At 70.5% G+C, this 19,902-nt stretch carries 15 protein-coding genes; 5 read left to right on the top strand and 10 right to left on the bottom strand.

Features of this window, described 5'->3' with window-relative positions:
• Positions 1-427 precede the first annotated feature (427 nt).
• Both ACIF8T_RS16075 and eccE read right to left on the bottom strand, forming a co-directional pair.
• Positions 428-1,219 (bottom strand): hypothetical protein, encoded by a 792-nt coding sequence (locus tag ACIF8T_RS16075; RefSeq protein ID WP_400035398.1) that lies wholly within the window; start codon positions 1,217-1,219, stop codon positions 428-430.
• Positions 1,216-2,541 carry a type VII secretion protein EccE gene (gene eccE, locus ACIF8T_RS16070; RefSeq protein ID WP_400035396.1) on the bottom strand — a complete coding sequence of 442 codons (1,326 nt, stop codon included), beginning with the start codon at positions 2,539-2,541 and terminating at the stop codon, positions 1,216-1,218. Before eccE ends, ACIF8T_RS16075 begins: the two co-directional genes overlap by 4 nt.
• Before the next feature lie 185 nt (positions 2,542-2,726).
• Between eccE and eccB the strand changes: the two genes are divergently transcribed.
• From eccB to ACIF8T_RS16055, 3 genes are all read left to right on the top strand, one after another.
• A complete protein-coding gene (gene eccB, locus ACIF8T_RS16065) occupies positions 2,727-4,262 on the top strand; it encodes a type VII secretion protein EccB (protein ID WP_400035394.1) in 1,536 nt (511 codons plus the stop codon).
• Positions 4,263-4,333: 71 nt separating this feature from the next.
• Positions 4,334-5,569, top strand: coding sequence for a type VII secretion-associated serine protease mycosin (gene mycP, locus ACIF8T_RS16060; RefSeq protein WP_400035392.1), 1,236 nt, complete (start codon positions 4,334-4,336; stop codon positions 5,567-5,569).
• A complete protein-coding gene (locus tag ACIF8T_RS16055) occupies positions 5,566-7,059 on the top strand; it encodes a PQQ-binding-like beta-propeller repeat protein (RefSeq protein WP_400035390.1) in 1,494 nt (497 codons plus the stop codon). The genes mycP (ACIF8T_RS16060) and ACIF8T_RS16055 overlap by 4 nt, the downstream gene beginning before the upstream one ends.
• Positions 7,060-7,132: 73 nt before the next feature.
• Here the strand turns inward: ACIF8T_RS16055 and ACIF8T_RS16050 are convergent, their stop codons facing one another.
• Entirely contained in the window at positions 7,133-7,429 is a 297-nt protein-coding gene (locus tag ACIF8T_RS16050) for a DUF397 domain-containing protein (RefSeq protein WP_400035388.1), read from the bottom strand.
• Positions 7,430-7,765: 336 nt separating this feature from the next.
• On the opposite strand from ACIF8T_RS16050, the gene ACIF8T_RS16045 reads away from it, so the two are divergent.
• On the top strand, positions 7,766-8,098 hold the full coding sequence (locus ACIF8T_RS16045; protein ID WP_400035386.1) for a WXG100 family type VII secretion target: 333 nt from the start codon (positions 7,766-7,768) through the stop codon (positions 8,096-8,098).
• A 40-nt stretch (positions 8,099-8,138) separates the two neighbouring features.
• Entirely contained in the window at positions 8,139-8,450 is a 312-nt protein-coding gene (locus ACIF8T_RS16040; protein ID WP_400035384.1) for a WXG100 family type VII secretion target, read from the top strand.
• A gap of 350 nt (positions 8,451-8,800) precedes the next feature.
• On the opposite strand, the gene ACIF8T_RS16035 is transcribed toward ACIF8T_RS16040, so the two are convergent.
• From ACIF8T_RS16035 to eccCa, 7 genes are all read right to left on the bottom strand, one after another.
• Positions 8,801-9,457: a hypothetical protein gene (locus tag ACIF8T_RS16035; RefSeq protein WP_400035382.1), complete on the bottom strand. Its 657-nt coding sequence runs from the start codon at positions 9,455-9,457 to the stop codon at positions 8,801-8,803.
• On the bottom strand, positions 9,457-11,709 hold the full coding sequence (locus tag ACIF8T_RS16030; RefSeq protein ID WP_400035380.1) for a hypothetical protein: 2,253 nt from the start codon (positions 11,707-11,709) through the stop codon (positions 9,457-9,459). The genes ACIF8T_RS16035 and ACIF8T_RS16030 overlap by 1 nt, the downstream gene beginning before the upstream one ends.
• A gap of 11 nt (positions 11,710-11,720) precedes the next feature.
• On the bottom strand, positions 11,721-12,152 hold the full coding sequence (locus tag ACIF8T_RS16025) for a hypothetical protein (protein ID WP_400035378.1): 432 nt from the start codon (positions 12,150-12,152) through the stop codon (positions 11,721-11,723).
• Between the two features lie 56 nt (positions 12,153-12,208).
• Positions 12,209-13,609 (bottom strand): type VII secretion-associated serine protease mycosin, encoded by a 1,401-nt coding sequence (mycP, locus tag ACIF8T_RS16020; protein WP_400035376.1) that lies wholly within the window; start codon positions 13,607-13,609, stop codon positions 12,209-12,211.
• A gap of 31 nt (positions 13,610-13,640) precedes the next feature.
• A complete protein-coding gene (locus tag ACIF8T_RS16015) occupies positions 13,641-15,203 on the bottom strand; it encodes a hypothetical protein (RefSeq protein WP_400035374.1) in 1,563 nt (520 codons plus the stop codon).
• Positions 15,203-15,736, bottom strand: a complete 534-nt coding sequence (locus ACIF8T_RS16010; protein ID WP_400035372.1) for a hypothetical protein — start codon at positions 15,734-15,736, stop codon at positions 15,203-15,205. Before ACIF8T_RS16010 ends, ACIF8T_RS16015 begins: the two co-directional genes overlap by 1 nt.
• Before the next feature lie 71 nt (positions 15,737-15,807).
• Positions 15,808-19,767 carry a type VII secretion protein EccCa gene (eccCa, locus tag ACIF8T_RS16005; RefSeq protein WP_400035371.1) on the bottom strand — a complete coding sequence of 1,320 codons (3,960 nt, stop codon included), beginning with the start codon at positions 19,765-19,767 and terminating at the stop codon, positions 15,808-15,810.
• Positions 19,768-19,902: the final 135 nt, after the last annotated feature.

Here is a 19,902-nt window from a genome sequence, read left to right as displayed (position 1 = left end):
TCCGAGGTCGTCCGAGGTCGTCCGAGGCGGTCCGGTCCACCGGATCCCCCGCTCTCCCCCTGGAACGCGGACGCCTGTCCACGCGTTCTGACGTCGCGCCCGGTCCCAGCCTAATCACCACAAGCCCCGCACCGGCAGGCCCATCCGCCCATCGCCACCGGTCCTTCGGGTCACAAGCCGCACGGTAGCGACACGGACCCGCGCAGAAACACCGCGGGACCAGGGCAACGCCCGTCACCACGACGAGCCGGTTCCGGTGCCGGATCGGCACACGTCCGTCACGACGAGCCGGTCCCGGTGCCGCGTCGACGCGCCCGCGCCACAACACCGCGACCCCGGCACCGCGTCGACGCGCCCGTACTCCAACGGGTCCACCTGGATGCCGAGTTGACGGACCGGCCCGGCACCTCCGCCACCGCCCGGCCGGTCAGTCCATGCGCCGCGGCGTCCCCAGCAGCCCGATCTCCGCGTCGGTGGGCTGGGTCAGCACGTACTGCCGGTCACGGTCGGCGCACCAGAGGGTCATGCCGTCGACCAGGGTGGGCAACGACTCCACCTCGGCCCGCGACAGGCCCATGATGCGCCCCAGTTCGCCCGCCTCGTCGGGGGACACCTGCTGGATGCCCGCCAGCCGCGCCTGCCGCAGGAGCCGCGGGGCGACCGGGCTGAGGTACGGCAGCAGCGTCAGCACCGACTGCCAGGGACCCGACACGACCCGGCCGCGCGGCGGCCGCATGCCGCAGTCCCGCACCACCAGCACCGGGGTGCCGGCCGACGCGCCCTGCGGCGGCACGCGCCCCACCTCGTACACCGCCAGCCCGTTCTGCCCGCCGCCCATGGCGTGCACCATCTGGATCCAGGACTCCGGCCGCCCGGTCTCCACCGCGACCCGCGCCCCCGTCGCCGCCGCCCGCAGGGCCAGCACCTGCGCGGTCCACAGACCGCCGATCAGCACGACGTCGTACGGCGTGGGCCGGTTCAGCCCCAGCACCGCCGGCTGTCCCTCGGCGTCCACTCCCGCGACGACGCCGTCGTCACCGATGGGCAGGGCGAGCCGGTCCAGGTCCTGCGCGGACACCGTGTGCCGTCCGTGCCGCGGGCCGAGCAGCCCGAAACCGCCGAGCAGCCGCCCGCGGACCCGCTGCGCGGCGGACGGCCGGTCCTCGTCCGCGGTGCGGTACGCCGGACCGGCGGCCGGCCGTGTCGTGGACGCCGTCATCGCACACCTCCCAGCGGCAGCGTGGCCAGCACGCCGGGCAGCTGCTCCCGGTCGAGCCGCGTCAGACCCGCCCCCGCCTGCCGCGCCGCGTCCTCCAACGCGCGCCGCGCCGCGACCAGTTCGTCGTCGCTGCGCCCCGCCACCCGCACGTGCCCGCACAGCGAGACGTCCTGGCCCTCGCCCCGCGCCAGCGTCAGGCTGAAGGTGGTGGCGAGCGCCGGGACCGCGGTGACGAGCGCGACCAGCTGGGGCAGCGACGGACCCGCGCCGCCGCCCAGCGCGGGCCAGCGGCGGATCCAGTACGTGGTGTGCCGGCGGTTGTCGCACCGCCAGCTGCGGCCGGACTCCTCCGTGCGCCGCTCCCTGGTCTCCGTGCGCCCGGCCTCCGCGGTCACCAGCGGGTTGGCGCAGGCCGACGTGGCGAGCGCCGCGATCAGCTCCTCCTCGTCCAGCACGGTCGTACGGAACCCGGCGCCCGTCAGCCGGCTGGCGAGGTGGTCGGCCGCGCGCACCACGCACCGCTGCGCCCCGAGCAGCCCGCCGCCGCGCGCGGCCACGGCCTCCGCACACAGCTCCGGGTCCAGCTTCAGCGCGATCCAGGTGATCCGCACCGCGGGCGCGCCCGTCCGCTCCTGCAGGGGCGCGTAGTTCGCGACCGCTACCGACTGCTGCGGCAGGTGCAACGCGGGGGCCGGCTGCGTGTGCAGCACGATCTGCGCCGACTCCAGCCGGATCCCGTCCACGTCGAGGGCGTCCCGCACCAGCCCCAGGGGCAGCGGCTGCCGGCCGCGCTCCGCGCGCAGCGCGGTGGCGTCGGCCTCCACGTGCACGACGGCGGTGACGAAGGTGCCGTCCCCGACGATCCCGACCGGCCGGCGGTCCCGCACCCCGTAGGAGGAGGTGCGCAGCGCCGGCTCGCACTCGAGCGCGGGCACCAGCCCGGGCTCGGTCCCCGGCGGTATGTCCAGCGCGGCAGCCCGCTTCTGGCGCGCCCTCAACCGCCGTGCGGTGGCCAGCCATTCGGGCAGCGAGCGCCCGCGCCGGCGGACGAAGGCGAGCAGCAGGAGCGCCACGGCGACGGCCCCCGCGGGCACCAGGGCCACCGGATCGATCACCCATCCGACGAGCAGGACGGCCGCGGCCAGCTCCACCAGCACGAGCCGTTGCATCCGGAACGAACCGCCCCGGCCCGGGCGCGCCCTGAGGTGGAGCGGACCCTGCGCCGGACGGGGGTCCGCCGCCGGTTCCCCGGCCGCCGCCCCGTCCCGTGCCGACGAGCCGCGCGCCCGCACGCGGCCACCCGCCCGCGTCCCCGAAGCCATCACTCCATCCCCCCGCATTGCTCACAACCAGCCTGAGTAGGGCACCACATAGGGCTCCGAAAGGCCCGGTCACCCTACCCGCTCCACCGGGCCCGGCGGCTACCAGGCATAGTAGGGGGCCGGTCCGGCATCGGACGGCGGGGGACAGCAACCCCCGTGGCGGTAACGGGGAGAGACTGTCACTCATGGCATCACGGCGGGACGAACTCAACGCCTACACGTTCGCGAAGCGGCGCCTGCTCGCGGCCTTCCTCCAGCCGTCCCCCTCGGGCTCGGAGGAGGGGGCTCCCCGGCCGCTGCGGGCCGTCGTGCCGAGCATGGTCGCCGGTGTCCTCGTACTGGGCGTCTTCGGCGCCTGGGGCATGTTCCAGCCCACGGCACCGCCCGGCTGGGACGACCCGGGGGCCCGCGTCATCGTGGGCAAGCAGTCGACCACACGCTACGTCGTCCTCAAGACCGACGGCACCACCCGGCTGCACCCCGTCCTCAACCTCGCCTCCGCCCGCCTGCTGATGAAGGACGCCGGCTACAAGGTCGTCCAGGTCAGCGACGAGATCCTCGACTCGGGCAAGCTGCCGCGCGGCCCGATCCTCGGCATCCCCTACGCGCCCGACCGCCTCCCCTCCGCCGACGAGGCCGGCGAGCGGAAGCGCTGGGCCGTGTGCGAACAGCCCGGCGGCAAGGGCGGCACCGTCCAGGAGGCGGCCTTCGTCCTGGCCGGCACGGACGCCAAGAGGACGGACGGGAGGAAGGCCGACGGCTCCGGCCGGCTCTCCGGCGGCGACGCCCTGTACGTGAGGACCCGCGGCGGCGAGCGGTACCTGGTCGACGCGCGCGGCACCGCGTACGCCGTCACCGGCACGGAGACCGACGCGCTGACGACCGCGCTCGTCGGCCGCGCGAAGCCGCAGCTCGTCACCGAGGAGTGGATCGCCACCCTGCACAAGGGCGCACCGATCCGGGTCCCCCGGATCCCCGGCGACGTCGGTGCGCCCGCGGGCGTCCCGGGCCAGCTCTCCGCCGACGAGAACCGGGTCGGCATGGTCCTCGAGGCGGAGACCGGCGAGGGGACCCAGAACTACGTCGTCCTGCCGGGCAAGGTGCAGCCGATCACCGAGTTCACCGCCTGGCTGCTCATCACCTCGCCGCAGACGGCCGCGCTGGACATGAACAGCAAGGCCCGGCCGGTGGGCCTGCAGGACTTCACCGCCGACCCCGAACCCTTCGCGGGCCAGCCCGCGAACTGGCCGCGGCAGAAGGCCCGGCAGGTCAACTCCGCCACCGGCGGCCGGGACACCGTGTGCAGCGTCCTGCGCGACGTCGGCGAGGACAACTCCACGACGCTGAGCACCTGGGCCGGCACCGACTACCCCGTCGAGATCACGGCCGACGGCACGAGCACCTACGTCACCCCCGGCACCGGCCAGCTGTACACCCAGCTCCAGGGCACCGCCTCCGACGCCGGATCCCTGTTCCTCGTGACGGACACCGGCCTGCGGTACGCCGTGCAGGCCAACGGGGACAGCGACAGCGAGAAGTCGGACATCGGCGCCGACGACGGCACCAGGACGTCCGACGGCACCCCCGAGCCCAGCGAGGCCCAGGTCAAGCTCGGCTACCAGAACGTCCGGCCGGCGAGGATCCCGCTGGTCTGGTCCGAGTTCCTGGCCAAGGGACCCCGCCTGGACACCAACAGCGCCCGCCAGCCGCAGGGTTCGTGACCCGACCCCGCGCACGGGACCGCGTACGCACCGCCCCACGGACGACGGACGAGAACAGGAGCACCGCACCGGTGTCGCCGACCAAGGCCACTGTGCTGGCCGCAGCCGTACTACTGACCATGCTCGGCAGCCGGACGCCCGTCCACGACGTGCGGGCGCGCCCGGAGGCACGCACCGTGCTCGACGGCAGCGGGGAGTGCACCTTCCCCAGCAAGCGGCAGTTCAAGGCACGCCCCTGGTCGCTGCAGCGGGTCCTGCTCGACGAACTCTGGCAGGGCACCGACAAGGGGAAGGGCGTACGGGTGGCCGTCATCGACACCGGCGTCGACGACGAGAACCCGCAACTGGCCGCGGCCGTCGACGAGGCCGCCGGGCTGGACCTGCTCGCCGGCAAGGGCGGCGACCCCACCGACGACGAGGTCGGCCACGGCACCAAGGTCGCCGGCATCATCGCGGCCCGGCCCCGCGCGGGCACCGGCTTCGTCGGCCTCGTCCCGAACGCCACCGTCATCCCCGTCCGCCAGAACGACGCCGACAGCAGCGGCGACTCCGACTCGATGGCCCGGGCCATCGACCACGCCGTCGCCCGCGGCGCCGACGTCATCAACATCTCGCAGGACACCACCAAGCCCCTGTCCGGCACCTCGGCCCTGGCCGAGTCGGTCCGCAGGGCCCTCGCGCGCGGCGTGGTCGTCGTCGCCTCCGCCGGCAACGACGGCCTGGACGGCAAGGCCAGGAACACCTACCCCGCGGCCTTCGAAGGCGTCCTGGCCGTGGCCTCCTCCGACCGGAACAACGAACGCGCCGCCTTCTCGCAGCCCGGCAGCTTCGTGGGCGTGGCCGCCCCCGGCGTCGACATCGTCTCCACCGTCCCGGGCGGCGGCCAGTGCACCGACAGCGGCACCAGCTTCTCCGCCCCGTTCGTGGCCGGTGTCGCGGCCCTGCTGAAGGAGAAGCACCCCGACTGGACCCCCGCGCAGATCGTCACGCAGATCGAGCAGACCGCGGAACGCTCCGTCAACGGCCACGACGACTTCGTCGGCTGGGGCGTGGTCGACCCGGTCCGCGCCGTCCAGGACTCCGACCTCGCCGACCCGCCCTCGTCCCCGACACCCGACCCGGGCGTCACCCGGGCGAAGGCCCCCGACGTGGCCCCGTTCTCCCTGGCCGAGACCCCGGCGGAACGCGACGAGCGCTACGCCACGTACGCCCTGGGCATCACCGCGGTCCTGGTCACGGTCATCGCGGGCACCGCCGTCGTCGTGCGCGACCTGCGCCGCCGCCTACGAAAGGACCCCGCAGCATGACGTTCGGCCCGCCCCCGTCGGTCTACACGCAGTCCGCGCTGACGGCGGACGACGCGCGCCGCAGACGCCGCAGACGGCTGCTCGGCGCGGTCACCGCGGCCGTCACCGCCCTCGCCGTCGGCGCGGGCGGCTGGCTGCTGTGGCCCGGCGAGCCCGAGGACGACGCGACACCCCGGGCAGCCGTCCGGCAGGCGCCGGACGCCGTCAGGGACACCGCCGAGCGGATCCCCGCCTCGCCCGAGGGCCGGCTGGTCGTCGAGCACAGCGAGGAGGACCTCACCAAGGCCACGGAGACGAGCCCGCGCTACGCGCCCGGCACCTGGGCCACCGACACCGTCCTCGCCAAGGGCGTCGCCGGCCGCGTCGAGGGCTACCGCATCGACGGCGACGGCCAGAAGGCCTGGACGCTCGAGCTCGGCGGCCACCTCTGCGCCACCAGCAGGCACGTCACCACCGACGGCCGGACCGCCGTCGTCGTCCAGCCCCCGCGCCCCGACGGATCGGCGCAGGAGGGCGTCTGCGACCAGGTCGTGTTCCTCGACCTGAACACCGGCAAGAAGCTCTGGCAGAAGAAGATGCCGGGCGCCGGCTCCGCCTTCGTGACGAACACCAACCTCACCCTGACCCAGGGCGTGGTGGCCGTCGCCTGGCGGCGCGGCTCGGTGGCCTACGACATGAAGGACGGCAGCCGGCTCTGGCACGGCACGAGCGCCTCGCAGTGCCAGGACCAGGGCTACGCCGGAGGCCGCGCCCTGCTCGCCCTGGAGATCTGCGGCGAGACCCCCGACGCCACCTACCGCGTGCAGGAACTCGACCCGCGCACCGGAAAGCCCCGGTGGACCTACAAGGTCGCGCGCGGCGTTCACAAGGTCCACCTGCCCTCCTCCGACCCGCCGGTGCTCGCCGTGGCGGCCGGCGACAGCTCGGTGACCGACCTCATCACCCTGGACGCCCGGGGCAGGCACCGCGCCACCATCTCCCTGGAGGGCTACGACGCCAAGTGCGGCAACCGCTACTTCTCCTCGCCGTACTTCGGCGTGGTGGAGAACTGCGACGGCATGGTGGTGGGCCGCGAGCAGGCCTTCGTCATGAGCGAGGAGAACTTCGGCGCCGGCCAGCCCTCCGACTGGATCGTGGCGTTCGACCTGCGCACGGGCAAGACGCGGGGCAAGTTCGAGGGCCGCTCGCTGCAGATGGTCTACCCGCTGCGGACGAACGGCGACGAGCTCCTGATCTACCGCCGGGCCGGCGCCCTGGCCCCGGCCTCCGTGGTGAGCTGGAACCCCCGCACGGACAAGGAGACCCCGTTCCTGTTCTTCGTCCTCCCGGACGACGACGAAGGGGAACTCAGCGACCCGGAGCAGTCCGACATCCTCGTCGAGCGGGGCCGGGTCTTCTTCGCCCGGCGCACCCTCGTCCAGGACGACGAGGACCCCGAGGCCTCGGTCCTGATGGCCATCGGCTACGGCAGCGCCGGCCTGAAGCACTGACCGGGCCACGCGAGGGGGAGGGGCGGACACGGCACCCCTCCCTCCTCGTACGCGCGGGCGGAGCCCGCAGGCGTCACTCGGAGGCGGAGCCCTCCTGGCCCGGCGACGGCTCCAGGTCGAACTCCCCGTCCCGCGCGCCCAGGACGAAGGCCCGCCACTCCGCCTCCGTGTACCGCAGCACGGTGTCCGGATCGAGCGACGACCGCATGGCCACGGCACCGCCGGGCAGGTAGGCGATCTCCACCCGCTCCTCGTGCTCCTCCGTGCCGGGCGCGCTGTGCCACTCCACGCCCGAGATGTCGAGCGCGTACAACTCGTCCCGCTCGCGCTCCTTGCGTGCCTTGAGTTCCTCGTCCTGCACACCAGTCATGCGGAGCGGTCCTTTCCCGACGTACCAACGATCCACCGGTCACGATACTGGCCGCGCCCCGGGCCGGCGGCGGTTCCCGGGGGCCGGGAACCAGCATCCCGGAAGCCGAACTGACCCGGTTCCGCTTTGCAGTTGGAACCCCCAGGTCAAGTGACTAAAGTGGCTCCCGGTGCCACGCATGTGGTACGGCACGGGGGCGGCGCGACGCTGCGAACCGCGCGTCGCGCGCGGCACGGCAGCGGTTCTTGCCCGCCAGGACAGCCTGGATATCCGTCCACGGCGGACCCGTCACGGTGGTGGTGAACCACCGGTGCTTCAAGAGGAGGGCAAGAGACCATGAGCGTCAATTACAGCGACTCGGACCTGACCGACCTCGCGGACAAGATCCGCGACTTCCACATGGACGTCAGCAGCCGGGTGACGTCCCTCAACACCGTCGTGGACATGATCCAGGCGGGCTGGCAGGGCGCGGCGGGCAAGGAGTTCGACACCGTGCAGCGCGGTGTCAACCAGCACCTGAAGAAGCTCCAGGACAACCTCGTCGACCTCGAGGAAGTCATGCGGATGAGCGTCAAGGGCTTCAGCACGCACGAGCAGGAGCGCGTCTCGGAGATCCGCAAGGTGGACAACTCCTACCAGGTCACCAGCCGCATCACCGACCTCGCCTGATCCGCATCAGCGCGCCGCACGCCACCCGGGAGAACACACAGTGAGCGTCAACTACGACCGCACGGCAGTCAACTACGACACCGTCACCCAGGCCGCGCAGGACGTGCGCAAGACGGCCAGGGAGCTGTCCGAGCAGCTCGAGGTCCTCATGCGCAAGGTCAAGGCCGTCGCCGAGACCTGGGAGGGCGAGGCGAAGACCGCCTACGCCGAGATCCAGCGCAGCAGCAGCACCGAGATGGACCAGATGTGCCAGAAGCTGGCCCGCATCGCCCAGCTCCTGGACGAGTCGGTCATCGGCTACCAGGACACGGACAAGGGCAACGCGGCCCGCTTCCGCATGCTGATGAGCTGACGACTCCGCACGACACCCCGGGGAGGCCGCCGCACACCACGACGGCCTCCCCGGTCACGTCGCGGGCGACGAGGGGACTCACCCCACGAGGGCGGACGCCGCCCGCACGGCGACCGGCCGCGGAAGCACTGGCATGTCTCAGGACAGCCGGCACGCCCGCCCCTGATGACGAGCGACCCGCACGACCGAAGCACACGAGTCGCTGGGCGCCAGTCACCGTTCGACGGACATCGACATCGCACGGAACCTTATGGAGATGAGCGACCCGGACGATGAGGCTTACCCTGTGGCCCACATCGGCCAGAAACGGGCTGTCTCTTGAAGACGGACGATTCAGGGAAGCGTGTCGGTCAGTGCTCGGACACGCGGGTGCCGGCCGGGACGACAGGCTTGTTCTCACACGTCAGGCTTTTCACCACGGCCTTGGTGGAGCGCAACAGATACGTCACATGGTCCTCAGGTGTCGTGCCGCTGGTCAACGTGTCGGTCAGGACACCGGCGAGGGGCGTCATGCTCGCCTGGCGGGCGGGATTCCCTGACACCTGGCATTTCACGTAGACGCCGTAGCGAGTCACTCCCCGCGCGTCCTTGGATTGATGGAGTTTCACGTCGTCATTGACAGCGGTCGTGATGCCTCCGTCGCTCTTCGTGTCAAAGTCGAAGGGAACGGAAGACGGGCCGAACTCCAGCCTGAACACCTTGTTCTTGCCTGAGCTGAACGTGCTCATGCTGCACAGCTCCGCCGACCAGTGGGAGCCATCCGGATTCCATGAATCCATCTGCTTGAGGTACTCGCTCCGGCTCTCCTTCAGCTTCATTCCGCTTCTGTCGACGCTCTCGCCCTCATCCGTCGCCGCATGATCCTCCACCCACTTGATCCCAGACGTCCCCAGCGTCTCCTCGCAGCCGTCAGCGGCAGGGCTGGGTTGACTTTCGCCTGTTGTGCAGGATGTCACTGGCAAGACAAGGGATGCCAGAACCAAAGAAATCACGGTCATTCTGTTCATCAGTAACCTCGGGCATCCTTGGTGTCAGTACGGGCGCGACCGTCATTGTAGGAGCCTTCGGCCTGGACGGACAGGTCCCAGATGTCGTCGTCAGAAAGTCCGCTCGCCTGCGCATAATTGAGCAGCGGGGTCATGGCATTTTGCTGACCGGTAGCTCTCGCCTTTTCGATGCCTTCCAGGGCTTTGTCCCTGTTCTCGAACTCGTTCTCCTTGAGCCAGTCAAGTGTCTGGTTCGACATGTATGTCTCCGCCGCTCCGCCGACCACCTCGAAAGCGAGGGGAACGGCAATGGCGGCGGCGGCCCGTGTGGGGATGATGAGTTCGGATGCCACGCCGACTGTGGTGCCGATAACGGCACCCACAGCGAAGTCGCGCCAAGCTCCCTGCTTTTCCAGCTCCCTGTTCGCAGCCTCTTTCTGGTCTGCGAACTCCTGACCGATACTTTCGAAGCGCGCTTGGTCGAGCATCCCGTGCATCATGATGCTGTGCATCGCAACGCGCTTCACGTCCTCCCGGTCGTCGCCCTGGGCGGCCATGACGCTGGTTCCGTAGGCCTGCTGTGCCGCCGAAACCGTGTCGTACGCATCTTCATCGCTGGCCAGCGCTCGAAGGAACTGCGTGGTCGTCGTAACGCCGAAGTCGGTGAGGTGGTTCTTCTCGGCACCGAAACGGGCATCGCGACCATTGATATCGCTCGTGCCGCCGAAGTCGGCAGTCGAATAGTTGAGGCTGTCGATGTGCCCTGCCGCCATCTTGGCCAGACTGCCCAGCATGCCGGGTTGTTTGTCGATAACCTCGGCGGAGTTGTAGTTCGCTACGACTTTCGACATCAGTTCAGTTCGAGCCTCTCGGGCCTCGATCTGCTCCTCGGTCTTCATCGGGGGAATGCTGGGATCCTTCGCGTCATATGCGTAGCCAAGAGTGGCTGACTCCAGGGCGTGGCCGAGGTTCTCGTAGCCTTGTGGTTTTCCGTCGTGGTCAACAGGCCACGCACGGGCCTCCTTGCCGTGACCGACGAAGTAGTCCCAGTTGCTGAGCTTGTCGTCGCCCAATTTCGTCGAATCGTTGAAAAACTCGAGTGAAGCGTTCGGATTGTGTCCCAATGCTTCCATGAGGCCGATCATCGGGTCTGAACCCACGTCGTCCTTGTCGCTCCAGTTCAACCGGGGTGCCATCCCCAAACCGGCGTCCCAGACCTGACTCGGCCTGATCGCGCCGTCGTGGGTCATGCGTCGTTCGGCAACGACGGCTGCACTCGCGTAGTCATTGAGGAACTTCGTGTCGTACACACCATTGCGCATGAGGTTGCTCATGATCTGGAAGCCATGGGCGGATGTGCCCCGGGTTTGGATGACGTCATCGCCGGCCCTGACCATGTCCGCCTTCCACTTGGTCATCTCCGGACTGTCGGAGTGCGTGGCGGCGGCCAGTGTCATGCTCCAGTTCTCCTGAAGCTCCTTCATGCGCTTGGGGTGATCGACGCCCAGCCTTGACCCGTCGGTGGGGTCACCCAAGTCGGCCCAATACTCCAGATTGCCCTTGGCGCCGACCGCGAGGACGAAACGCTCGGCGAAGTACTGGTCGCCCTTGTTGTCCTTGAAGTACTTGTTGAGGCGGTCGATCTCCTGGGTCGTGGCGTCATCGCCCTTGGCGACGATCTTCGCCGCAGCCCGGGCGTCCGCGGCGTCCTGGGCCTTCCCGGCTTGTGCGAGCGAGTCGTAGTCGGTGCCGGAGAAGTTGTGCTTGTCCTTACCGACCAGAGTGCGAAGCGCCCGCGAGGCGATCTCGTCTGCCTCAGTGGCCTTCTCGACGGCGGCCTTGATCTCGGAGCGGACCCTCGCAATATCCTCGTCCTTCGGGTCCGGACCGTCTTTGGATCGGCGATCCGGGTGAACCAGGAAACTGACAGTACCGTCCGAGCCGATACGAATGCCTTGGTCCGGCGCTGCCTTGACCACTGCATCGAGCTTCGTCTTGGCCGCCTTGAACTCCGTGTGGGCATCACGAAGGATGTTCCGGATGCTTTCGGCCTCTTTGGCGGCGTCTCCGAACTCCTTGGCGGTCTTCTTCACGAAGGGCAGCGTGATCCCTGCGTTCTCACCCTTCCAGTCCGCCTTCTCCGCCTTCTTGAGCAGCCCTTTGCTCGCCTGCTCGTCCAGCTGCTTGAGCTTCTTGACCGTCTCCGTCCAGTCGTCGACAGCATTCTTGAGGCTGCCCAGGCGCGCGTTGAAGAGATCGTTGAAAGTGACCACGGGTGTCAGCCTTACTTGAAGTGCTTGTTGATCTGTTCGACGGAGAGGTTGGTGGCGAGCAGCTCTTCGCGCTTGGTGTGCGTCACGACGGTGTCTTCGAGGTGGTTGTGAATGTGAGCGCACGCGCTGAGAAGCGCCTCGGCCTGGGAACGCCAGGTGTCCCAGGCTGTCCAGAGGGCCGAACCCGTCTTGAAGCCGTCCTCGCTCAGTTCGTTCGCTGCCGTGTCGGTCTGCGCGCCGGCGTGGAACGCGGCCGTCTCGAAACTGTGGAACAGCTCCTGCGCTTCGTTGCCGACAGCCTTCAGATCGGGGGAGGTCACGGTGTAGTCGCTGCCGCCGCCTCTGCCGCCCCCCGACGCGGAAAGCTGGTTCAGCTGCATGCTGCTTTGCTGCCGCGCGACCGCGTTGCTGCGGGCCTGGCCCCACATCTCATCGAATGACACGTCGGTTCCTTCGTACTGTCACTGACTTCTGATCGGCGTGCTGAGCCCGGCCGGGCTCAGGGGTGCTGTCCCGGGCGCGGCGCTTCCCGAGGGGGCGTGCCGGTGGTGGGGCCGGGCGGCTGGCCGTAGGGCGAGTACTGCTGTGGGGGCGTGTGCGGCGCGTACGCGGGCGGGACGACCGGGGCGGCCGGCGCTTGTACGGCTCGCTTGCGGCGGCTGCGGAACACGGGGACGGCGACGGCGGCGCCGATGACCGCGGCGGCTGCCACGCCCAGTCCGATCCAGAGCGGAGCGTCACTGTCTTCGGTCGTCTTCGGTGCGGCAGCCGCCGGGGACTTGCCGTCCGTGGCGCCGCCGTCCGCGGATCCGGCGGTCGAGGAGGCTTGCGGAGCGGGGGACGTCGAGGCGGCCGCGGCCAGGTCCGGCAGGGGGTACTCGTCGGCGGGACCGGGGTCACCGGGGTTCTGGAGGGCGACCCGTGGGCGAACGATCCCGTAGCCGAAGTCGTCGTTGCGGGTCCAGCCGTCCTCGTTGCCCTTCATGGTGTTGATGAGCACCCGGAGGACCTGGTTGTTCGTCCACGTCGGGTGCTTGGACCAGATGAGGGCTGCGGATGCCGAGGCGATGGCCGAGGCGTCGCTGGTGCCGTCGCTGCGGCAGACCTGCGTACCGCCGGTGCACGCGTGGATCATGTCTTCACCAGGGGCGGTGACGTCGATCTCCGGTCCCCATTCGGAGAACGAACTCCGTTCGATCTTCTCGTTGATCGACCCCACACCGACGACACCGGGCGTAGCTGCTGGATAGCCGGGCCGATTGTTCTTGTCTCCTTCGTTGCCTGCGGCTGCGAAGATCAATTTTCCTTTGTCGATCGCGTACTTGACCGCGGCATCCAGCTCCGGGGTGTTGATGTCATCGGTGCGGGCGTTCTCGTACTGTCCACCAGAAATATTGATGATCTGGGCATTCGTATTCGCTGCGTACCTGATCGCCCGGCTCATGTCCCGGGAGAACGAGTGCTCTGCACTGAAGTCCCAGAGCTCTGTACTGTCCTTCAGTCGAATTGGAAGGATCTTGGCACCCGGGGCGAGGCCGTACGATCCGCTTTCCGCTCCGCGTGCCCCGGTGGCGGCGATGAGCGCGGCGATGCCCGTGCCGTGACCATCGAGGTCGGTCCGCTCGTCGCCCGATTGCTTGGAGTAATCCTTGCCCTTGAGTATTTGCCCTCTGAGGTCGGCCAGTGAAGCGTCGACACCCGTATCGATGACGGCGACCGTGATGCCACGCCCTGTGCTGACCTTCCACATCTCCTCGGCGTGCATCGCGTCGAGGTGCCATTGGCGTGCACGAACCGACTCCGCGTGGGCCGGAGTCGCGGTGATGCCCACCAGCAGCAGGCCGAGAGCGGCCGATACCACTGAGACGGGTCGTGTGTTTCGTCTGCTGCTGGTTGGCATGAGCTTTCCTGGGGGCGGACTGGTGTGGGGGTTACTCCACTACAGGAGGAAGAGGGCGGCGGTTGCCCCGCTGCCAGGTCTCCTCATCCTCGGAGAGGTAGTCGGGACGGTCGGTCCGACGCTGGTCACGCTGTTGCGCATCTCTGGTGCCCGGGCGGTACATCGCGCCGGGCACCACTCCGGACCGGCCCTGCGCGGCCGTGTGAGGCGATTGAGCCGCACCGGCCGGCCTCGGCAATCCCGTGCCCCCCTGCGTGACGGGGCGACCAGGAGAGACGCGGCCGCTCTGGCTCGGCATGCCACCCACCACCCCACCCGGCTGGGACGCGAGGCGACGGCCATTGCCTGCGTCACCGCGGCCGGTACCGGCGGTGGCGCCACCCGGGAAGCCGGTGGTGAAACCGCGCCCCATGGGGGTGTGGCCCTGGGGGCCCTGCCCGCCGATGACGGTGCCGCGGGGGATGCTTCCGGTGGGACGCCCTGTGGTCGGGGCGACCGGCTTTCCTCCTACGATGCCGCTCTCACGGACCGAGGGAATGCGAGTTCCCCCGGCACCCGTGACCGGGTTCGGGGCGAGTGGTGCACGTAGTCCTGAAGGAACCCGGCCAGGGGCCGCGTTACCAGTACCGCCACCCTGGAAGCCAGTGGGAACGGGGAAGGGCTGGCCAGGAGACATCTCGGGCCGAGGAACGCTTGTGCCCGGCGCAGGCTGTGCCGTCGCTGGGGACACCGACCGGTCGGGCAACGTCGCCACACTGTCGATTTCCATCGCGGCAGGGCGCGATCGGTCGACGGACTCGCTGCCGCCACCCAGGGGGACATTGACCGAGACGCTGTTCATGGCCGGCTGAGTGGTTGCGTACGAACCCGTTCCACCACTGTCCCGCCCCGCTGACTGCGCCCCCATACCTCTGGCCGTACCCGGAGCGCCCGTATCCACGGACACGTACTCGCGACTGTCCCACTGAGTGGCGTCCATGTGCTCCGACGGCGGCGAAAACGTAGGCGGCTCCACGCTGTTCACCTGCTGCGCGGAGTACTCGTACGTCTGCGCCAGCTTCCGCAGCTGCTGCACCGCCTCCGCCCGGGCCGCCTCCATCCGCTGCTGGGCCGCCGCCGCGTCGCTCTGGGCGGTCTGGGCCAGCTTGCGGGCGTCGGGGTCGTTGCGGGCGGCCGGGTCCTGGGCCGCCGCCATCGACTTCTTCGCCTCGGCCAGGTCCGCCCGGGCCCGCGTGGTCTCCGAGGTGTCCGGCATGGCCGCCTTGGCCTCGGCGACCGCCTGCGCCACCGTGGCCATCCAGCGCGAGGCCACCTCGGCGTACTGGCCGAGGCGGAGCGTCGCGCTCGCCGTCTGGCCGCCCCAGTCGCGGAAGGCGTCGCCGGCCTCGCCCTGCCATTCCAGGCCCTTGGCGTACGTCATGAGGTCGTCGCCGATCTTCGTGATCGTCGAGGCCGCCTTGGAGAGCTTGGCGGCGAGGTGGGCCGCGCCCTCCGAGGTCGCGGAGTCGAGCATCGCCGCGAGCTGCTCGTGCGTCATGGACTCGAAGTCGGTGCGGGCGAGCTGCGGTGCCCGCCGCCGGGACTGCCCGGCCATCACAGACCCTCCTCGCGCTCGCCGGAGGCACCGGTGCGCTGTCCGGCGGTGCCGCCCTCCGGCACCGGGGCATTGCCCCGCCGGTCCGCGTACGGATCCCGGTCCGCGACGTAGTACTTCTCCGCCTCCGCGTTGACCGCCTTCATCCGCTCCCGGATGTCGGCGTCGAGGTTCTCGTAACCCACCCGCGCCGCCTGCACCGCCAGTCCCATCCCCTCGATCTGCGCGTTGAGCGCCTTCGAGAGGTTCTCCAACTCGTCGTGCACGATGGCGTACGTGTCGTAGAGGAACTGTGCTTCCTTGAAGTCGGCGGAACCCAGCTGGGCGCGGGACAGCCGGTCCCGGCCGACCCTGCCCGGGGCGGCCTCGGACTCCTCGAGTTCCGTCAGCAGTTCGTCGACGCGCTTCTTGAAGCCCTTCATCGCGCTGTGCTGGATGTCCAGCGCCATCGCGGGGTTCACATGCGACAAGGTGTCGAACGACCGCCCCGTGTCCGGTGCGCCGCCCGTTCCTCCGCCCCCGTTCGAACTCACCTCGGCCGCCTCCCCGTTCTCCCCGTTCAGTCACCTCGACCCGGACACCGGGTCACAACCAGTCGATCACTTTAGTGCCGTTGCGGAAGCAAGCCCACCTGAATCAGGGGCGTACCGCGCTTCCTCGACACGAACACGCCGCGGCCCGGCGGCATGGGGCGCGCCCGGACGTTGCCGAGGATGTCGCCCTCGGCCGGGTCGCCGGACAACACCACGCCCTGCGCGCCGAGTTCCTTCAGCCGCTGCATGAACGACTCGTACATGGCGCGGGACGCGCCCGCCGCACTGCGCGCGATGACGAACTTCACGCCCACGTCCCGCGCGAAGGGCAGGTGCTCCACGAGCTGCGACAGCGGGTTGCCGGAGTTGGTGGCGACCAGCTCGTAGTCGTCGACGATGACGAACAGCTGCGGGCCGTTCCACCAGCTGCGGTCGCGCAGCTGCTGCGGCGTGATGTCCGGCTTGGGCGCGCGCATCTCCATGAACTGCCGTACGGCGTCCATGTGCACCTGCATCGCCGACGCCATCGGCGCGTACTCCAGCAGGTGCTGCTCCGGCACCGCCTCCAGCATGGTGCGCCGGTAGTCGCCGACCACGATCCGCGCCTCGGCCGGGGTGTAGCGCTCGGCGATCTGCTTCGCGATCAGGCGCAGCAGGTTCGTCTTGCCGGACTCGCTCTCGCCGAAGACGAGGAGGAACGGGTCGGTGTCCAGGTCGACGTAGACCGGCTCCAGGTTCGCCTCGTCGATGCCGATCGCGATGCCGTGCTGCGGGAACTCGAAGCCCTTGGGGAGCCGGTCGGCCGGCAGCTTGCGGGGGAGCAGGCGCACGGCCGGGGCGGGCGGCCCCTGCCAGTGCTCCTTGACCGCCTGCACCAGCCGGGCCGTGGCGTCGGCCAGGTCCTCGGCGCCGGAGGTCGCGTCGATCCGCGGCAGCGCCGTCATGAAGTGCAGCTTCTGCGGGACCTGGCCCCGGCCGGGCACCCCGGCCGGCACGTTCACGGCGACCTTGCGGTCGAACTCGGAGTCCATCGCGTCGCCCAGGCGCAGCTCCAGCCGGCCGAGGATCTGGTCCTTGAGGACCGCCCGCACCTCCATGTACCGGGAGGCGGAGAGGACCACGTGGACGCCGTAGCCCAGGCCCCGGCCGGCGATGTCGTTGACGACGCCCTCGAGGCCCTCGTAGTCGTTGCGGAAGTTGCCCCAGCCGTCGATGACCAGGAACACGTCGCCCCACGCCTCGCCGGGCAGGTCGCCCGCCGCGCGCCGCCGCCGGTAGGTGGCGACGGAGTCGATGCCGTGGGCGCGGAAGAACTGCTCGCGGCGGTTGAGGATGCCCGCGACCTCCGCGACCGTGCGCCGCACGCGCTCCGGGTCCAGCCGGGATGCGACCCCGCCGACGTGCGGCAGGTCGGCCACCGCGGCCAGGCCGCCGCCGCCGAAGTCCAGGCAGTAGAACTGCACCTCGTGCGGGGTGTGGGTCAGCGCGAAGGACGACACCAGGGTGCGCAGCAGGGTCGACTTGCCCGACTGCGGGCCGCCGACCACCATCATGTGGCCCGCGGCGGCCGAGAAGTCCTGGTACAGGACCTCCCGCTTCTGCTCGAAGGGCTTGTCGATCAGACCGAGCGGGACCGTCAGGCCGCCCAGCCGGGTGTACTCCGGCGGGTGCACCCCGCGCTGCGGCGTGACGGCCAGCGCGGGCAGCAGCTCGTCCAGGGCCGGCGCCCGGTCCAGCGGCGGGAGCCACACCTGGTGCGCGGGCACGCCCTGCCCCTCCAGCCGCTGCACGACGACGTCCAGCACGGTGTCGGCCAGCGCGTCGTCCTCCGGCCGGGCGGGCGTGCGCTGCTGCCCGGGGTCGGGCGCCGCGTGCACCACGGGCACCGGGGCCGCGGTGAACAGCGCCGGCCGCCGCTCCACGGGCATCCGGTTCTGCCCGGCCTCTGGCCCGCCCGCGCGGTACGGACCCGACACGTACGCCGCCTTGAAGCGCACCATCTCGTCCGTGCCGAACTTCAGGTAGCCCGAGCCGGGGACGGACGGCAGGTGGTACGCGTCCGGCACGCCGAGCGCCGCGCGCGACTCCGCCGCTGAGAACGTCCGCAGACCGATCCGGTACGACAGGTAGGTGTCGAGCCCGCGCAGCCGGCCCTCCTCCAGCCGCTGCGAGGCGAGCAGCAGGTGCACGCCCAGCGAACGGCCGATGCGCCCGATCTGGATGAACATGTCGATGAAGTCGGGCTTGGCGGTGAGCAGTTCGCTGAACTCGTCGATCACCAGGACCAGCGACGCCAGCGGCTCCAGCGGGGCGCCGGCCGCCCGGGCCTTCTCGTAGTCGTGGATGTTGGCGTAGTTGCCGGCCGCGCGCAGCAGCTCCTGGCGGCGCTGGAGTTCGCCGCGGATCGCGTCGCCCATGCGGTCGACGAGCGTCAGGTCGTCGGCGAGGTTGGTGATCACGGCGGCGACGTGGGGCATCTGGGACATGCCCGCGAAGGTCGCGCCGCCCTTGAAGTCCGCCAGGACGAAGTTCAGCGTCTCGGAGGAGTGCGTGACCGCCAGGCCCAGCACCAGCGTGCGCAGCAGCTCCGACTTGCCGGAGCCGGTCGCCCCGACGCACAGGCCGTGCGGGCCCATGCCGTCCTGGGCGGCCTCCTTCAGGTCCAGCATCACGGGCTGGCCGCTCTCCCCGACGCCGATCGGCACGCGCAACCGCTCCGGGACGGACCGCGGCCGCCAGGTGCGCCGGACGTCCACGGACGCCGCGTCGCCGAGCCCCAGCAGATCGGTGAAGTCCAGGTTCGCCAGCAGCGGTTCGTCGTCGTCCCCGCCGCCCATGCGCAGCGGCGCCAGCTGCCGCGCCAGCGCCTCCGCCGCGGGCAGGGACATTCCGTCGGGCACCCCCTCGTAGGCGATCCCGCTCCCGGAGTCCAGCCACAGCCGCTCGGGCCGTACGACGACGGAGAGGTCGCCGCGCGGCCGGTCCAGCTCGCCCGGGACGACCTCGACGACGGTGACGCCCTGCAGGCCCTCCGGGGCCGCGAACGCCGAGGTCGGAGGCACCATCCCGCCGTCGAGGACGACCAGGACGTGCGGCTGGTCCAGCAGCGGCCGGCCGTCGCGGCTGAACCGCGGCCGGCCCTCCAGCCGGGCCGCCAGCAGCTGCTCCAGCTCGCCGAGGTCGTCCCCGAACAGGCGGCGCGTGCCGGCCCCGTCGAGCTGCCCCGGCACCTGGCAGTGCGGCAGCCACTTCGTCCAGTCCCACCGGCCCACCGCTCCCGGCGCCGCGACCACGGCCACCAGCAGGTCGTCGGGGGAGTGCAGGGTGACGGCCTGGGCGATCAGGGCCCGGGCCGAGGCGTGCGCGCTGTCCGGGTCGCCGGAGATCGTCACGTGGTAGAAGGCGCGCAGCGACACCGCCACCGGCAGGCCGTCCAACTGCCCGTGCACGGACAGGAAACGCTGCATGGCGCCGGCGCACAGCGGCTCCAGCTCGTCCACCGGGGCGGTGTGCGGAGCGACCAGCGGGGTGGCCAGCTGCTGCGGGCCGAGGCCCACGCGCACCTGCCCGAAGTCGCCGTCGCCGACGCGCCGTTCCCAGACCCGGCTGCCCTCGGCGACGACCGCCCACAGCTGCTCCGGCGCGGGGTGCAGGTAGAGCTGCGCGTCGCGCTGGCGCAGCGCCGTGCGGCGCACCGTGCGGCGCGTCTGGGCGAGGTACCGGAGGTAGTCGCGGCGCACGTCGGCCATTTGCCCCTGCGTACCCCGGCGGTAGCGGACGATCTGCGCGACCACCATCGCGGCCGTCGACACCAGCATCACCACGCCCATGATCCGCATGAACGGATGGGCGTTGGGGGAGGCGAAGTAGAACACCACCGACGAGCCCATGCCGAGGGTCGGCAGGACCTGCATCAGGATGCCCTCCTGCTGCCCGCGCGGCAGTTCGGGAGGAGCCTCCAGGTGCAGCTCGTCCGAGGGCACTTCGGGCGGCAGGGTACGTGGCGGGCGCTTGATGACGATCTGGCTCACCGGAGCATCAATCCCCCTGTACGGACGATCGGTTGTGCACCGGCACCCCCGTGGTGACGGTCGTCCTCCGCTTTCCGGTGATCCTACTTGTCACGACCGGCACGGCATGTCGGTAGGGTGGCGCCCCGCAGCGTA

This window comes from Streptomyces sp. NPDC085946, assembly GCF_044540485.1.
Lineage (GTDB): Bacteria > Actinomycetota > Actinomycetes > Streptomycetales > Streptomycetaceae > Streptomyces.
This window is presented reverse-complemented; position numbering and strand designations above follow the sequence as displayed.

Excerpts from the sequence above, each read along its gene's own strand:
- ACIF8T_RS16075 (WP_400035398.1), bottom strand. The coding sequence starts at position 1,219 with ATGACGGCGTCCACGACACGGCCGGCCGCCGGTCCGGCGTACCGCACC.
- eccE (WP_400035396.1), bottom strand. The coding sequence starts at position 2,541 with ATGGCTTCGGGGACGCGGGCGGGTGGCCGCGTGCGGGCGCGCGGCTCG.
- eccB (WP_400035394.1), top strand. The coding sequence starts at position 2,727 with ATGGCATCACGGCGGGACGAACTCAACGCCTACACGTTCGCGAAGCGG.
- ACIF8T_RS16055 (WP_400035390.1), top strand. The coding sequence starts at position 5,566 with ATGACGTTCGGCCCGCCCCCGTCGGTCTACACGCAGTCCGCGCTGACG.
- ACIF8T_RS16050 (WP_400035388.1), bottom strand. The coding sequence starts at position 7,429 with ATGACTGGTGTGCAGGACGAGGAACTCAAGGCACGCAAGGAGCGCGAG.
- ACIF8T_RS16045 (WP_400035386.1), top strand. The coding sequence starts at position 7,766 with ATGAGCGTCAATTACAGCGACTCGGACCTGACCGACCTCGCGGACAAG.
- ACIF8T_RS16035 (WP_400035382.1), bottom strand. The coding sequence starts at position 9,457 with ATGAACAGAATGACCGTGATTTCTTTGGTTCTGGCATCCCTTGTCTTG.
- mycP (WP_400035376.1), bottom strand. The coding sequence starts at position 13,609 with ATGCCAACCAGCAGCAGACGAAACACACGACCCGTCTCAGTGGTATCG.
- ACIF8T_RS16015 (WP_400035374.1), bottom strand. The coding sequence starts at position 15,203 with ATGGCCGGGCAGTCCCGGCGGCGGGCACCGCAGCTCGCCCGCACCGAC.